At 69.5% G+C, this 14,432-nt stretch carries 12 protein-coding genes and 1 pseudogene; 7 read left to right on the top strand and 6 right to left on the bottom strand.

From position 1 onward, the window contains the following. Positions 1-3 precede the first annotated feature (3 nt). The 3 genes from RKD20_RS20950 to RKD20_RS20940 are packed head-to-tail and all read right to left on the bottom strand — an operon-like array spanning position 4 to position 1,727. Positions 4-411 (bottom strand): NUDIX hydrolase, encoded by a 408-nt coding sequence (locus RKD20_RS20950; RefSeq protein WP_020119278.1) that lies wholly within the window; start codon positions 409-411, stop codon positions 4-6. A gap of 39 nt (positions 412-450) precedes the next feature. Continuing rightward, positions 451-1,401 carry a YIP1 family protein gene (locus tag RKD20_RS20945; RefSeq protein WP_424879057.1) on the bottom strand — a complete coding sequence of 317 codons (951 nt, stop codon included), beginning with the start codon at positions 1,399-1,401 and terminating at the stop codon, positions 451-453. 26 nt (positions 1,402-1,427) lie between these two features. Next, the gene (locus tag RKD20_RS20940) at positions 1,428-1,727 is read right to left on the bottom strand and encodes an FG-GAP repeat protein (RefSeq protein WP_424879056.1); all 300 of its coding nucleotides are present in this window, start codon (positions 1,725-1,727) and stop codon (positions 1,428-1,430) included. A 15-nt stretch (positions 1,728-1,742) separates the two neighbouring features. Between RKD20_RS20940 and RKD20_RS20935 the strand changes: the two genes are divergently transcribed. Then, on the top strand, positions 1,743-1,907 hold the full coding sequence (locus tag RKD20_RS20935; protein WP_424879055.1) for a nucleotidyltransferase domain-containing protein: 165 nt from the start codon (positions 1,743-1,745) through the stop codon (positions 1,905-1,907). 3 nt (positions 1,908-1,910) lie between these two features. On the opposite strand, the gene RKD20_RS20930 is transcribed toward RKD20_RS20935, so the two are convergent. Further along, entirely contained in the window at positions 1,911-4,193 is a 2,283-nt protein-coding gene (locus RKD20_RS20930; RefSeq protein ID WP_424879054.1) for a (Fe-S)-binding protein, read from the bottom strand. A gap of 216 nt (positions 4,194-4,409) precedes the next feature. Between RKD20_RS20930 and RKD20_RS20925 the strand changes: the two genes are divergently transcribed. From RKD20_RS20925 to RKD20_RS20905, 5 genes are all read left to right on the top strand, one after another. Continuing rightward, positions 4,410-5,429 carry an MraY family glycosyltransferase gene (locus RKD20_RS20925; protein WP_424879053.1) on the top strand — a complete coding sequence of 340 codons (1,020 nt, stop codon included), beginning with the start codon at positions 4,410-4,412 and terminating at the stop codon, positions 5,427-5,429. 94 nt (positions 5,430-5,523) lie between these two features. Continuing rightward, on the top strand, positions 5,524-7,368 hold the full coding sequence (gene dnaK / locus RKD20_RS20920) for a molecular chaperone DnaK (protein WP_359428881.1): 1,845 nt from the start codon (positions 5,524-5,526) through the stop codon (positions 7,366-7,368). Then, positions 7,365-8,021 carry a nucleotide exchange factor GrpE gene (gene grpE, locus RKD20_RS20915; RefSeq protein ID WP_424879052.1) on the top strand — a complete coding sequence of 219 codons (657 nt, stop codon included), beginning with the start codon at positions 7,365-7,367 and terminating at the stop codon, positions 8,019-8,021. The genes dnaK and grpE overlap by 4 nt, the downstream gene beginning before the upstream one ends. Positions 8,022-8,066: 45 nt before the next feature. After that, complete coding sequence (gene dnaJ / locus RKD20_RS20910; RefSeq protein ID WP_424879051.1) at positions 8,067-9,251, top strand: molecular chaperone DnaJ; 1,185 nt, start codon at positions 8,067-8,069, stop codon at positions 9,249-9,251. A 5-nt stretch (positions 9,252-9,256) separates the two neighbouring features. Further along, on the top strand, positions 9,257-9,703 hold the full coding sequence (locus RKD20_RS20905) for a heat shock protein transcriptional repressor HspR (protein WP_424883279.1): 447 nt from the start codon (positions 9,257-9,259) through the stop codon (positions 9,701-9,703). Positions 9,704-9,763: 60 nt separating this feature from the next. On the opposite strand, the pseudogene RKD20_RS20900 reads toward RKD20_RS20905, so the two are convergent. After that, positions 9,764-12,194, bottom strand: a pseudogene (locus RKD20_RS20900) (PA14 domain-containing protein). 240 nt (positions 12,195-12,434) lie between these two features. Between RKD20_RS20900 and RKD20_RS20895 the strand changes: the two are divergent. Continuing rightward, positions 12,435-13,538: a sugar ABC transporter substrate-binding protein gene (locus RKD20_RS20895; RefSeq protein WP_424879050.1), complete on the top strand. Its 1,104-nt coding sequence runs from the start codon at positions 12,435-12,437 to the stop codon at positions 13,536-13,538. Positions 13,539-13,589: 51 nt separating this feature from the next. Here RKD20_RS20895 and RKD20_RS20890 read toward each other — a convergent pair whose 3' ends face one another. Further along, entirely contained in the window at positions 13,590-14,432 is an 843-nt protein-coding gene (locus tag RKD20_RS20890; RefSeq protein WP_424879049.1) for a transglutaminase family protein, read from the bottom strand.

Genomic DNA, 14,432 nt, shown 5'->3' with positions numbered 1-14,432 from the left:
GGATCAGGTGAGCCGGCCCGCCTCGTGCAGCGCGTCGAAGGCCATCGCGTCGACCGCCGAGACACGGTCCCGGTCGGTATGGCGGAACCATGCCTTCTCGGCGATCTCCCGTGACGGGGTCAGCTCACCGCGGTGATCGGCGGTGTAGCAGATCATCCGGAAGGGGCCGTGCTCCGGATGGCCCTCGCCGATCTCGAACGTGCCGAAGTGCACCATGGAAGCGGGGTCGATCGCCGCCCGCAGTTCCTCGTCGATCTCCCGCACCAGGGTCTCGCTGTCGGACTCGCCAGGTTCGCGATGACCGCCCGGGAAGTAGAAGCGGTCTCTGCCGTGACTGCGCGTCACCAACACCCGGCCGTCCCGCACCAGGACCCACGCCACCTTCTCCGGTACGCCGTTGCCACTCGTCATGGCCCGGGACCGTACCGGAGGGCATCGTGCGGCGTGCGGCTAGAACGTCCCCAGCTTCACGATCGACAGCAGTGCGATCAGCTGGATCGCGGAGGCGCCGAGTGCCTTCGGCCACGGCAGGTCGTGGGACCTGGACACCATCAGGGTGAGCAGAGCGCCGGCCGCCACCCAGGTCGCCCAGCCGAGGAGCTGGACGAAGGAGGCGTCGCCGCCGAAGAACATGGCCACGATCAGACGGGGGGCGTCGGTCAGGGACATGATCAGCATGGAGAGGCCGACCGTGGGCTGCCACGCGCCGTCGCCGCCGAGCTGGCGGGCCAGGGCGTGGGTGACGACGCCGAGGACGAAGGCGGACAGGACCATGGCGACCGCTGTCGTCAGGACGATCGGGATCGCGTTCGACAGCGTGGCGTTGATCGCGTCCTGTCGGGCGCCCTCGAAGCCGAAGACCGCGAGGAGGCCGTACAGGAAGGTCACGATGAGGGCCGGGCCCCACATCGTGTAGTCGCGCATCTGCAGGAAGGTCTGCTTGGGGGAGAGCAGGATGCCCTTCAGGAGTTCCTTCCAGTGCAGGCGGGGGCCCACGGGGCCCGCCGGGGCCGAGCCCGCGCGGTAGGTGCCGCCCTGGTTGTAGGGGTCCTCGCCGACGGAGAACGCCTGGGTGTGGCCCGGGTTGTTCGCCGCGTACGGGTCATGGCCGCCCTGTGGGGCGCCGCTGCCGTCGCCGAAGTACTCCGGCTCGTCGTAACCCCCGCCCCCGCCCTGGGTCCACTGGCCCGGGTGGGGCTGCGGCGCGGGGGGATAGCCGTACGGCTGTCCCTGGGGCGCCTGCTGCCCGTACGGAGGTTGTTGCGGTCGCGTGTGAGGAGCGCCGTTGTCCCGGCCGCGTCCGATCCTGAATCCAGCCACGTCTTCGAACGTACCTGGTCCCGGGGAGTGACGTGTGCGGCCCGGCGTTTCGGGGACGGCTTTGCTGCTGAGCTGTGACATCCCTTAAGGGAGGTCTCGTCCGTCCCCTACGGGGTTTCCGTGCGGAACGCCGACGTCGAGAGCGTGACCGCCGGCTCGGCGCTCACGAGCCCCTTCTTCGTGCCGGGGTAGACCGCGACGGTGTCCTTCGTCCCGCTCCGGTACGTCCGCACCGCCAGGTCCGCCCGGCCGTCGCCGTCGAAGTCGCCGACCGCGACCAACCGGGTGGTGCCGGTGGCGGGGGGTTCGACGGTGACCGTCGCCTTGGTGGAGGGGCCCCTCGTACGGCCCTGGAGGACGCGCAGGCGCGAGCCGCTGGAGATCTCGACCTGCGGCCCTTCATCCACCCGGCCTCCGCCTCCGTGACCGGGACCGTCGGCGGGAGGGCCGTCCGCTGTCTCTCGGCCGGGCAACAGGTCTGCTTCCACCACGGGTACGAGTCGAGTCCACGGAGCGCGACCGGCCGGACAAAACGCGGCGCCCCCGGGCCCGTCAGGACCCGGGGGCGCCGAACAGCACCGTGGTGACCGCTACTTCACCGGCTCCGGCTCCGGAGCGCTCTCCGGCTCCGCCGAGTCCTGCGGGTCGCCCGGGGTCTTGACGGACTCCAGCAGCAGCTGGGCCACGTCGACGACCTGGATCGACTCCTTGGCCTTGCCGTCGTTCTTCTTGCCGTTGACCGAGTCGGTCAGCATGACCAGGCAGAACGGGCAGGCCGTCGAGACGATGTCGGGGTTCACCGAAAGAGCCTCGTCGACGCGCTCGTTGTTGATGCGCTTGCCGATCCGCTCCTCCATCCACATCCGCGCGCCACCGGCACCGCAGCAGAAGCCGCGCTCCTTGTGGCGGTGCATCTCCTCGTTCCGGAGGCCGGGCACGTTCGCGATGATCTCGCGCGGGGGCGTGTAGATCTTGTTGTGGCGGCCCAGGTAGCACGGGTCGTGGTAGGTGATGATGCCCTCGACCGGGGTCACCGGGACCAGCTTGCCCTCGTCGACGAGGTGCTGGAGCAGCTGGGTGTGGTGGATGACCTCGTAGTCGCCGCCGAGCTGCGGGTACTCGTTGCCGATCGTGTTGAGGCAGTGCGGGCAGGTCGCGACGATCTTCTTGGCCGACTTCGGCTTCGCGGACTCGGCCACGACCTTGCCGTCGTCGTCCAGCTCCTCGCCGAACGCCATGTTCAGCGCCATGACGTTCTCCATGCCGAGCTCCTGGAACAGGGGCTCGTTGCCGAGACGCCGGGCGGAGTCACCGGTGCACTTCTCGTCGCCGCCCATGATCGCGAACTTGACGCCCGCGATGTGCAGCAGCTCGGCGAAGGCCTTCGTGGTCTTCTTGGCCCGGTCCTCCAGGGCGCCCGCGCAGCCGACCCAGTACAGGTACTCGACCTCGGTGAGGTCCTCGATGTCCTGGCCGACGACCGGGACCTCGAACTCGACCTCCTTGAGCCACTCCAGGCGCTGCTTCTTGGCCAGGCCCCAGGGGTTGCCCTTCTTCTCCAGGTTCTTGAGCATCGTGCCCGCCTCGGAGGGGAACGCGCTCTCGATCATCACCTGGTAGCGGCGCATGTCGACGATGTGGTCGACGTGCTCGATGTCCACCGGGCACTGCTCGACACAGGCACCGCAGGTGGTGCAGGACCACAGGACGTCCGGGTCGATGACGCCGTTCTCTTCGAGCGTGCCGATCAGCGGGCGCTCGGCCTCCGCCAGAGCCGCCGCCGGCACCCCGGCCAGCTGCTCCTCGGACGCCTTCTCCTCGCCCTCCATGGACTTGCCGCCACCCGCGAGCAGGTACGGCGCCTTGGCGTGCGCGTGGTCGCGCAGGGACATGATCAGGAGCTTGGGGGAGAGCGGCTTGCCGGTGTTCCAGGCGGGGCACTGCGACTGGCAGCGGCCGCACTCGGTGCAGGTGGAGAAGTCCAGCAGGCCCTTCCAGGAGAACTGCTCGACCTGGGAGACACCGAAGACGTCGTCGTCACCGGGGTCGGTGAAGTCGATCGGCTTGCCGCCGGAGGTCATCGGGAGCAGCGCGCCGAGCGAGGTCTCGCCCGTCGCGTTCCGCTTGAACCAGATGTTCGGGAACGCGAGGAAGCGGTGCCAGGCCACACCCATGTCGGTCTTCAGGGCGACCACGATCATCCAGATGAACGAGGTGGCGATCTTCAGGCCGGCGAAGAAGTACGTGAGGTTCTGGAGCGTCGAGACGTCCATGCCCTCGAGCCAGTGGACCACCGGGTACGAGATGAAGAACGAGGCCTCGTAGCCGTCCACGTGGTGCTGGGCACCCTCCAGGGCGTGCAGCATGAAGATGCAGACGCCGACGACGAGGATGACGGTCTCGACGAAGTACGCCTGGCCGAAGTTGGAGCCGGCGAAGCGGGACTTGCGGCCCGGGTCGCGCGGGTGGCTCAGCTGGCGGATCACGATCAGGGTCAGGATGCCGAGCACGGTCATCGTGCCGATGAACTCGACGAAGACGTTGTACGGCGCCCAGTCGCCGAGGACCGGCAGGATCCAGTCGGCCTGGAACAGCTGGCCGATGGCGTTGACGATCGTCAGCAGCAGGGTGAAGAAGCCCACCGCCACGAACCAGTGCGCGACACCGACGATGCCCCAGCGGTTCATCCGGGTGTGGCCGAGGAACTCCTTGGCCACGGTGACGGTGCGCCGGCCGGGTTCGTCCGTGCGGGTGCCCGCGGGCACGTCCTGACCGAGCCGCATGAAGGTGTAGATCTGCAGGAGGGCGCGGGCGAACAGGGCCACGCCGACCACGATCAGAACCAGCGACACGATGATCGCGGCGAGTTGCATTTGGGGGCTCCTCGGGCCTGCGAGGGGTCTACGAGTGATCCGTGAGGAGGGATCCTCGTCATTACTAAGCGGTAACTTATGCAGTCCGTCTGAGACTACCCCCATCTTCCGCCGCACTGTAGCCGGGCACGCCGTGATCTGAATCGCTGAGGGTTACCTTAAAACCCGATCGTGTTATTCGTGATGAATTGGTACATGCGGCGCTAATTTAGGCTCGTGCTCTACGGGATCCTTGCCGCCACCTCCGCCCTGCTCCTCGCCGCCGTGCTCGCCGCCGTGCTGCGGGTGGCCGCCCTGCGCCTCGGCATCGTCGACCGGCGATGGCGACGGCCGATGCCGCTGTCCGGCGGCGTCGCGGTGGTGGCCGCCACCTGCGGGGTGGCGTTCGTCGGGGACTGGCGGGGCGTCACCCCGCTCGGGCCCGAGGTGGGACGCCTGCTCGTCGCCGGGGCCGGCGTGGCCCTCCTCGGGCTCGTCGCCGACGCGCGCCGGGTCAAGGCGCGGTTCCTCGTGGGCGGTACGGCCGTGGCGGCGGCCTGTGTCGTGCCGTACGAGGAGACGGGGGTGGCCGCCGGGCTCCTCGCGGTCGGCTGGATCGTGTTCGTCGCCCTCGGGTTCAAGGCGCTGGACCACGCCGACGGACTCGCCGGGACCGTCGGGGTCGTCACCGCCTTCGGGGCGGGGGCCTGTGCGGCGGCCGAGGTGATGGACGGGCTCGCCGTGCTGCTGAGCGTCCTGGCCGCCGCGCTGACCGGGTTCCTGATGCACAACTGGCATCCCGCGCGCGCGGGGCTCGGCGCGTGCGGGTCGCTGTTCACCGGGTTCGTGCTCGCGGCCGCGGCTGTGACGACCCGCGCGGGGCAGGAACTCGGCTCCGGCGCGGGGGTGTTGTTCGCGCTGACGGCGTTGGTGAGCGCCGACGTCGTGCTCGTCGTCCTGGCCCGGGGACTGTCCGGGCGGCCGCTGCTGCGGGCCGCCCCCGACCATCTCGCCCACCGGCTGCGGCGGCTCGGGCTCACTCCGCAGGGGGCGTGCGTCGTCCTCGGTGCCGCGGCCTTCGGCGGGGTACTCGTCGGGGTCCTGGTGCACCTCGGGTGGCTCGCCGCGACCGGCGCCCTCTGGGTCGCCGGGGGCGCCCTGGTCGTCGTACTCGCACTCCTTCGTGTCAAAGGCCACAGTGTCCCGCGTCCGGTATCGACGCAGGTCAGAGCCCAGTTGCGTGTAAGGAACGGATAAGAGTTGAGCCCGTATGACTCAGGTCTGTTGACCGGGCGGGGGGCGTCGTGCACACTTGAGCCTGTTCCACTCAAGTCAGCTGGAGGAATCAACCATGGCACGTGCGGTCGGCATCGACCTGGGCACGACTAACTCCGTCGTCAGCGTTCTCGAAGGCGGCGAGCCCACCGTCATCACCAACGCCGAGGGTGCCAGGACCACGCCGTCCGTCGTCGCCTTCGCGAAGAACGGCGAAGTGCTGGTCGGCGAGGTGGCCAAGCGCCAGGCGGTCACCAACGTGGACCGGACCATCCGTTCGGTGAAGCGTCACATGGGCACCGACTGGAAGACGGAGCTGGACGGGAAGCCCTTCAACCCGCAGCAGATGTCCGCCTTCATCCTGCAGAAGCTGAAGCGGGACGCCGAGTCCTACCTGGGCGAGAAGGTGACCGACGCGGTCATCACCGTCCCGGCGTACTTCAACGACTCCGAGCGCCAGGCGACCAAGGAGGCCGGCGAGATCGCGGGCCTGAACGTCCTGCGCATCGTCAACGAGCCCACCGCGGCCGCGCTCGCCTACGGCCTCGACAAGGACGACCAGACGATCCTCGTCTTCGACCTCGGTGGCGGCACCTTCGACGTGTCCCTCCTGGAGATCGGCGACGGCGTCGTCGAGGTGAAGGCCACCAACGGTGACAACCACCTCGGTGGTGACGACTGGGACCAGCGTGTCGTCGACTACCTGGTGCAGCAGTTCAAGTCCGGTCACGGCGTGGACCTCGCCAAGGACAAGATGGCGCTGCAGCGTCTGCGCGAGGCCGCCGAGAAGGCGAAGATCGAGCTGTCCTCCTCGACGGAGACCTCGATCAACCTGCCCTACATCACCGCCTCCGCCGAGGGCCCGCTGCACCTGGACGAGAAGCTCACCCGGGCTCAGTTCCAGCAGCTGACCGCGGACCTCCTGGAGCGCTGCAAGACCCCGTTCTTCAATGTCATGAAGGACGCCGGCGTCTCCATCAACGAGATCGACCACGTCGTCCTCGTCGGTGGCTCCACCCGTATGCCCGCCGTCGCCGAGCTCGTCAAGGAGCTCACCGGCGGCAAGGACGCCAACAAGGGCGTCAACCCGGACGAGGTCGTCGCCATCGGCGCCGCCCTGCAGGCCGGTGTCCTCAAGGGTGAGGTCAAGGACGTCCTGCTCCTCGACGTGACCCCGCTGTCCCTCGGCATCGAGACCAAGGGCGGCATCATGACCAAGCTCATCGAGCGGAACACGACGATCCCGACCAAGCGGTCCGAGATCTTCACCACCGCCGAGGACAACCAGCCCTCCGTGCAGATCCAGGTCTACCAGGGCGAGCGCGAGATCGCGGCGTACAACAAGAAGCTCGGGATGTTCGAGCTGACCGGTCTGCCGCCGGCCCCGCGCGGTGTCCCGCAGATCGAGGTCGCCTTCGACATCGACGCCAACGGCATCATGCACGTGACCGCGAAGGACCTGGGCACGGGCAAGGAGCAGAAGATGACCGTCACCGGCGGCTCCTCGCTGCCGAAGGACGAGGTCGACCGGATGCGCCAGGAGGCCGAGCAGTACGCGGAGGAGGACCACCGCCGCCGCGAGGCCGCCGAGACCCGCAACCAGGGCGAGCAGCTCGTCTACCAGACGGAGAAGTTCCTCAAGGACAACGAGGACAAGGTCCCCGGTGAGGTCAAGACCGAGGTCGAGGCCGCCGTCGAGGAGCTGAAGGCCGCGCTCAAGGGCGAGGACACCGCGGAGATCCGCACCGCCACCGAGAAGGTCGCCGCGGTCTCCCAGAAGGTCGGCCAGGCCATGTACGCCGACGCCCAGGCCGGACAGGCCGCCGACGGCGAGGACGCCGGTGCCTCCCAGGCCAAGGCGGACGACGACGTCGTGGACGCCGAGATCGTGGACGACGAGCGCAAGGACGGTGCCGCGTGACGGAGGAGACCCCGGGCTTCGACGAGAAGCCCGACGTCCCTTCCGGCGCCACCCCCGACGACGCCGAGCCGAAGGCCGCCGACCCCTCTTCGGAGGCGGGGGCGGCCCCGGCCGGGGACGCAACAGCGCAGATCGCCGGCCTGACGGCCCAGCTGGACCAGTCGCGCAAGGCGCTCGACGAGCGCACCGCGGACCTCCAGCGGCTCCAGGCCGAGTTCCAGAACTACCGCCGCCGCGTGGAGCGGGACCGGATCACGGTCAAGGAGATCGCCATCGCGAACCTCCTGACCGAACTCCTGCCCGTGCTCGACGACATCGGCCGCGCGCGGGAACACGGTGAGCTTCTCGGCGGGTTCAAGTCCGTCGCGGAGTCGCTGGAGACCGTCGCCGCGAAGATGGGCCTGCAGCAGTTCGGCAAGGAGGGCGAGCCCTTCGACCCGACGATCCACGAGGCCCTGATGCACTCGTATGCGCCCGACGTCACCGAGACGACGTGCGTGGCGATTCTGCAGCCCGGGTATCGCTTCGGCGAGCGCACCATCCGCCCCGCGCGGGTGGCCGTCGCCGAACCGCAGCCGGGCGCGCAGGCGGTCAAGGCCGAGGACGGGTCCGAGGCCGGCGACGACAAGGACAACGGCCCTGAGGAGGGCTGAGGTCGAAGAGAACGATCGGGACACCGGAAAGGGGGCGCGTCGAGGATGAGCACCAAGGACTTCATCGAGAAGGACTACTACAAGGTCCTCGGCGTCCCCAAGGACGCCACCGAGGCCGAGATCAAGAAGGCGTACCGCAAGCTCGCCCGCGAGTTCCACCCGGACGCCAACAAGGGCAACACCAAGGCCGAGGAGCGCTTCAAGGAGATCTCCGAGGCGAACGACGTCCTCGGTGACCCCAAGAAGCGCAAGGAGTACGACGAGGCCCGCGCCCTGTTCGGCAACGGCGGCTTCCGCCCGGGGCCGGGCGGCGCGGGCGGCTCCTTCAACTTCGACCTGGGCGACCTCTTCGGAGGCGGCGCCCAGGGCGGGGGCCAGCAGGGCGCCGGTGGCTTCGGCGGTGGACTCGGAGACGTCTTCGGGGGCCTGTTCAACCGGGGCAGCTCCGGAACTACGCGCGTCCAGCCAAGGCGCGGCCAGGACATCGACACCGAGGTCACCCTCAGCTTCACCGAGGCGATCGAAGGTGCGACCGTCCCGCTCAGGATGTCCTCGCAGGCCCCCTGCAAGGCCTGTTCGGGCACCGGCGACGCCAACGGCAACCCGCGCGTGTGCCCGACCTGTGTGGGCACCGGCCAGGTGGCCCGGGGCTCCGGGGGAGGCTTCTCCCTCACCGACCCGTGCCCGGACTGCAAGGGCCGCGGCCTGATCGCGGAGAACCCCTGCGAGATCTGCAAGGGCTCCGGGCGGGCCAAGTCCTCCCGCACCATGCAGGTCCGCATCCCGGCGGGCGTCTCCGACGGGCAGCGGATCCGGCTGCGCGGAAAGGGGGCGCCCGGTGAACGCGGCGGCCCCGCGGGCGACCTGTACGTCACCGTGCACGTCGACACGCACCCCGTCTTCGGCCGCAAGGGCGACAACCTCACGGTGACGGTCCCGGTGACCTTCTCCGAGGCGGCGCTCGGCGGCGAGGTCAAGGTGCCGACGCTCGGCGGCCCCGCCGTGACGCTGAAACTGCCCCCGGGCACGCCCAACGGCCGCACCATGCGGGCGCGGGGCAAGGGCGCCGTCCGCAAGGACGGCACCCGGGGAGACCTGCTGGTCACCGTCGAGGTGAGTGTCCCGACCGAGCTGTCGGGGAAGGCTCGTGACGCGCTGGAGGCGTATCGCGAGGCGACCGTGGGTGAGGATCCACGGGCGGAGCTGTTCCAGGCCGCGAAGGGAGCATGACGGAGATGGACGGTCGTCGACGGAACCCGTATGAACTGACCGAGGAAACCCCGGTCTACGTCATTTCGGTGGCGGCCCAGCTCTCCGGCCTGCACCCGCAGACGCTGCGTCAGTACGACCGCCTGGGCCTGGTGTCCCCGGACCGCACCGCGGGCCGGGGCCGGCGCTACTCGGCCCGGGACATCGAACTGCTGCGCACCGTCCAGCAGTTGTCGCAGGACGAGGGCATCAACCTCGCAGGCATCAAGCGCATCATCGAGCTGGAGAACCAGGTCGCGGCGCTGCAGTCCCGGGTGGCCGAGCTCCAGGCGGCCGTCGAGGGCGCCGCGGCGGCCATCCAGCAGCGCGAGGCGGCGGTGCACGCGTCGTACCGCCGTGACCTGGTGCCGTACCAGGAGGTCCAGCACACCAGCGCGCTGGTGGTGTGGCGTCCCAAGAAGGCCAAGGACTAGGCACAGCAGAGGAGAAGGGGCCCGGAGAATCCTCCGGGCCCCTTCTCCGTCCGTGCGGGCTCAGATCCAGGAGTCCCAGACGCCGTACGCGATCGGCGTGGTCGCGGCCTCGGCGCCGGCGGCGTCGAGGCGGACGACGCGGTAGTAGTACAGGCCCAGCGTGTCCTCGTGGACCGTGCTGTCCATGAAGAACACGGCGTCGTGCATCGTGCCCTCGGTGAGGGTGACGTAGGCGGCCGACGCCGGGTCCCAGCGCTCCACGCGGTAGCTCGCGAACCGGTCGCAGTCGCCGAGGCCGGAGCTCTCGGAGCAGCCGACGTACAGCTGCGGGTACTGGGCCTGACGGATCTCGGTCCCCGTCCAGCCTGGCGGCCGGGTGTCGGGCAGGGTGACGGAGAGCTCGGCGGGGTGGAAGGCCTCGGGGCCGGCCCACCAGTCGATCAGGGGGGAGCCGTCCGTGGCGGCCACCTTGTAGGTGTGCGCGGCGCCGTCGGGGACCGTCGGGCAGAGGATCTCGGTGTCGGCCAGGGAGTCGCCCCGTCCAGCAGTTCTGGTCCCATACCGTCTCGCCGGTCTCCGGGTCCGTGACGCCCTGCCACACCTTGTAGCTCGTGACGTCGTCGTCGGCGGGCGGTGTCCAGGTCAGGCGCACACCGAGCGGGATCTGCTCGGCGGCCAGGTTCTCCACCGGGGCCGGGCGCACGGTGTCCGGCGTGGTCCCGGTGGCGGCGGGGCCGGGCCGCGACTCATGGCCGAACGGGTCGATCGTCATGACCGTGTAGTCGTACGTCGTCTCGGAGGCACCGGAGACGTCCCAGCAGACGCCGTTGATCTGCCGGGGACCGGCGTAGTCGGGGGCGTCGCCGGTGTTCCAGGTCCAGTACGTCTCCGGGTCCGTCAGCGGCAGGTCCTGCGAGTTGTTGGGCTTGCAGGCGGCCACCACGCTGCGCTCGCCGGTCGCCTTGTCGGTGCGGACGATCCGGTAGGTGAGCAGGGGCCTGTCCTCGCCGAAGGTCCACGGGTCGGCGCTGCTCCACTCGATCATCACCCCCTCGTCGAACCTGTTCGCGGTGGTGCTGAACGGTGCGATCGCCTCGGGCCGGTCGGCCATCGTCAGCGTGACCTCCACCGGAGCGGCCGCGTTGCCCTTCGCGTCCACCGAGCGCACCGCGTACCGGTAGCCGTCGGCGACCGCGAGCAGCTGGCGCGGCACGGCGTCGGTCCCCGTGGTGGTGGTCGGGGTGTTGCCCTTGGCGCCGGGCAGCGCGTCGAGCCAGCCGCCGGTCGCCGGGTCGTACTGGAGGACCTGGTACGAGGCCGCCCCGTCGACGGCCGACCACACCACGTGCGGAACGCCCGACCGGTACTCGACGCGCGCGTCGGCGGCGGTGGCGGGCGGTGTCAGGTCGGACGTGGTGAAGGTGGTGGCCGCCGAGTACGCGGACCAGTTCCCGACGGCGTCCCGGGCCCGGCCGCGATAGGTGACCTTGCTGCCGTCGGCGGCGTAACCGGTGTCGCAGATCGCTCCCTTGGTCCCGGTGTACACGGTGGCCCATGTGCGGGTGACGGGGTCGAGCCGCTGCATCTCGTACAGGGCGATGTCGGCCGCGTTCTCCGAGGTCGTGACGAGCTCCGGTGCCGCGTAGGGCTGGCCCACCGGACACGAGTCCATCTCCAGGAACGGCGCCGCGGGCGGAGTCGTGTCCACGGTGGTGACGGGCTGGTCGGCGGTGCCGCCCGAGGTGTTGCCCGCCTTGTCGCGGGCGCGGACCTCGTAGTAGTACGTGGCGCCGGTGGGCGGCGGGGTGTCCGTGTACGAGGTCGAGGTGGTCGTCGTGAGCGGCTTGGTGCCGTACGACGTGCCCTTGAGCCGCCGGTGGACCTGGTACCCGGCGAGGTCCATCTCCTTGTTCTTCGCCCAGGTGACCTTGGTCTTGCGGGTGCTCTTGTCGTAGGTGACGGAAGTGCCGGTCGGGGTGAGGGGCTTGACCTTGTCGACGTCGGCGGAGGTGCGCGGGGTGTAGGTGACCTTGACCTTGGCGGCGCCGGTCCAGTTGGCGTAGTCGATGCGCAGGGTGTGTGTCCCGGACGGGACGGTGACGTTGGCGGTCTTCGCGACCGTGGTGGAGACGTTCTTCCAGAGGTCGATCTTGCGGACGCCGTCGAGGTAGACGCGGATGCCGTCCAGGCCGGTGGCGTTGAGTGCGAAGGGGCCGCCGGAGCCGAAGTCGCGGGTCACGGTCCAGCGGACGCCGAAGTTGTCCTTCGGGAGGCCGGTGACGGGGGCGCCGCTCCAGGACTGGTCGATCGCGTCGTCGCAGTCGGTCTTCTTCGGGGTGCCGGACAGGCTCGTGTTCGCGTAGAACTGCCGCTTGAACACGGGAGACGCACAGTTCACGGCCGCGGAGGCGGGGGTCGCGGCGACGGTGAAGAGGGTGCCCGCGGTGGCGAGAACGACGGTGGTGGCGGTCGTCCGTCTGGCTGACTTCATTCGATCCTCTGGTCGGGTAAGGAACAGCAGTTGTGCGGCTGCTGTGATCACGACTCGCGAGGTGTGAAGTTGGTTGTACTAGTGTTCGCGCCAAGTCTTCACACCGTCGGCGGAGAGTGGCGTTGCGCACTCGTTAAGTGATTCCGCTTGACGTCGGTGGGCGGCCCCGCGTTGGCTTTTCAGTCACATGGGCCGCAATGCCGCGCCCGCGTCCGGAAAGCACCAGAATTGAGCAGCCCCATGCGTCGTATCGCCATAGCCGTGGCCGCGTCCACGATGACCTTCTCGCTGGCCGCCTGCGGCGCGCTCGGCGCCGCGAGCGGGAGCGAGGCGAGTCCGACCAAGGGCAACGACATCACCGTGGGTGTGCTGATGCCGGAGAAGACGAACACCCGCTACGAGGAGTTCGACTACCCGATCATCAAGAAGAAGGTCGCCGAGCTCACCGGCAAGCAGGGCAAGACCGTCTACGCCAACGGCGAGGCCAACGCCAAGAAGCAGGCCACGCAGATGCAGCAGATGATCGACCAGAAGGTCGACGTCATCCTGCTGGACGCCGTGGACTCGCACGCCATCGCCGGCACGGTGCAGAAGGCCAAGGACGCGGGCATCCCCGTCATCGCCTACGACCGGCTCGCCGAGGGCCCGATCGACGGGTACGTCTCCTTCGACAACGAGCTCGTCGGCGAGGTGCAGGGCCGCTCCCTCCTGGAGGCGCTCGGCTCGGGCATCGACACCTCCGACAAGATCGTGATGATCAACGGCTCGCCGTCCGACCCGAACGCCGGGCAGTTCAAGGCGGGCGCGATGTCCGAGCTCAACGGCAAGGTGACGATCGCCAAGACCTACGACGTCGACGGCTGGAAGCCGGAGACCGCGCAGAAGAACATGGCCGAGGCGATCAGTGCGATCGGCAAGGGCAACATCAAGGCCGTGTACTCCGCCAACGACGCCATGGCCGGTGCCGCCATCCAGGCGATGGAGGACGCGGGCATGAGCAAGCTCCCGCCGATCACGGGCCAGGACGCGGAGCTGGCCGCGGTGCAGCGGATCGTCGCGGGCGAGCAGTACATGAGCGTCTACAAGCCCTACCCGGACGAGGCCGAGGCCGCCGCCGAGATGGCCGTGACGAAGATCCAGGGCAAGGGCATCCAGTTCGACGCCCTCGCCACGGACAGCGTCGACAGCCCCACGAACAAGAAGATCCCGGCCCAGCTCGTCCAGGTCGTCGCGCTGACGAGGGACAACATCAAGAGCACGGTCGTCAAGGACGGCATCTACTCCGTCAAGGACATCTGCACCTCGCAGTACCAGAGCGCCTGCCAGGCGGCGGGCCTGAAGTAGCCGTGCGGAGGGGGCCGCGGGGGATTCCCCCCGCGGCCCCCTCTTCGCCGTTCACGCCACCCGCGTGAACTCCACGGTCACCTCCGGCGGCCCTCCCGCCACACCCCGGTAGATCCCCTTGTGCGGGGTCACGTCGTCGTAGTCCCGGCCCCGGCCCACCACCACGTGGGACTCGTCGGCCCGGACCCGGTTGGTGGGGTCGTAGCCGCACCACTCGCCCGCCCAGTACTCGACCCAGGCGTGGCTCTGTCCCGCCACCGGCCGGTGCAGCTCCGCGTCCCGCTCGGGATGCAGATAGCCGGAGACGTATCGCGTCGGCAGGCCCACGCCCCGCAGCAGCGCGAGGGTGACATGGGCGATGTCCTGGCAGACACCGGCGCCCTGCTCCCAGGCCTCGGCGGCGGAGGTGTTCACGCCCGTGGTGCCGGGCAGGTAGGAGACCCGGTCGGCGACGAGGGCGGACACGGCGACCGCCGTCGCGTGGACGTCGAGTCCGGCCGAGGTCTCCCGTGCCTTCTCCACCAGTCCGGCGGGAACGGTCGTCCGCACGGTGGAGTCGAGGAACTCCAGCAGGCGGGAGTCCGCGGTCTGCCGGCCGAGCTCGGCCCAGGTCGGCGGGGCGGGGAGCGGTCCCGCCGGGTGGGTCTCGACCAGGCTGGAGGCCGTGATGCTGAGATGGCCGTGCGGGTCCATCAGGTCGAAGCCGGTGACCTGGGTGCCCCAGTAGTCCCAGTACGACCAGGTGGGCGTGGTCGGGTTGACGGTGACCCGGGAGTCCAGGGTGGTCTGGGCGGGCAGGGTCAACGGGGTCATGCGGACCTCGTTGTGGGACGAGGCCACGGGCTGGGCGTACGAGACCTTCGTGACGTGCTTGATCCGGAGGCGGCTGGTCAT

The sequence above is a fragment of the Streptomyces sp. SLBN-8D4 genome (assembly GCF_049739545.1).
GTDB classification, from domain to species: Bacteria; Actinomycetota; Actinomycetes; order Streptomycetales; family Streptomycetaceae; genus Streptomyces; species Streptomyces canus_C.
This window is presented reverse-complemented; position numbering and strand designations above follow the sequence as displayed.

What these genes read in the sequence shown, in the direction of transcription:
- RKD20_RS20950 (WP_020119278.1), bottom strand. Translation starts at nt 411, where the DNA reads ATGACGAGTGGCAACGGCGTACCGGAGAAGGTGGCGTGGGTCCTGGTG.
- RKD20_RS20905 (WP_424883279.1), top strand. Translation starts at nt 9,257, where the DNA reads ATGGACGGTCGTCGACGGAACCCGTATGAACTGACCGAGGAAACCCCG.
- RKD20_RS20895 (WP_424879050.1), top strand. Translation starts at nt 12,435, where the DNA reads ATGCGTCGTATCGCCATAGCCGTGGCCGCGTCCACGATGACCTTCTCG.
- RKD20_RS20945 (WP_424879057.1), bottom strand. Translation starts at nt 1,401, where the DNA reads ATGTCACAGCTCAGCAGCAAAGCCGTCCCCGAAACGCCGGGCCGCACA.
- RKD20_RS20890 (WP_424879049.1), bottom strand. Translation starts at nt 14,432, where the DNA reads ATGACCAGCCGCCTCCGGATCAAGCACGTCACGAAGGTCTCGTACGCC.
- dnaK (WP_359428881.1), top strand. Translation starts at nt 5,524, where the DNA reads ATGGCACGTGCGGTCGGCATCGACCTGGGCACGACTAACTCCGTCGTC.
- RKD20_RS20930 (WP_424879054.1), bottom strand. Translation starts at nt 4,193, where the DNA reads ATGCAACTCGCCGCGATCATCGTGTCGCTGGTTCTGATCGTGGTCGGC.
- dnaJ (WP_424879051.1), top strand. Translation starts at nt 8,067, where the DNA reads ATGAGCACCAAGGACTTCATCGAGAAGGACTACTACAAGGTCCTCGGC.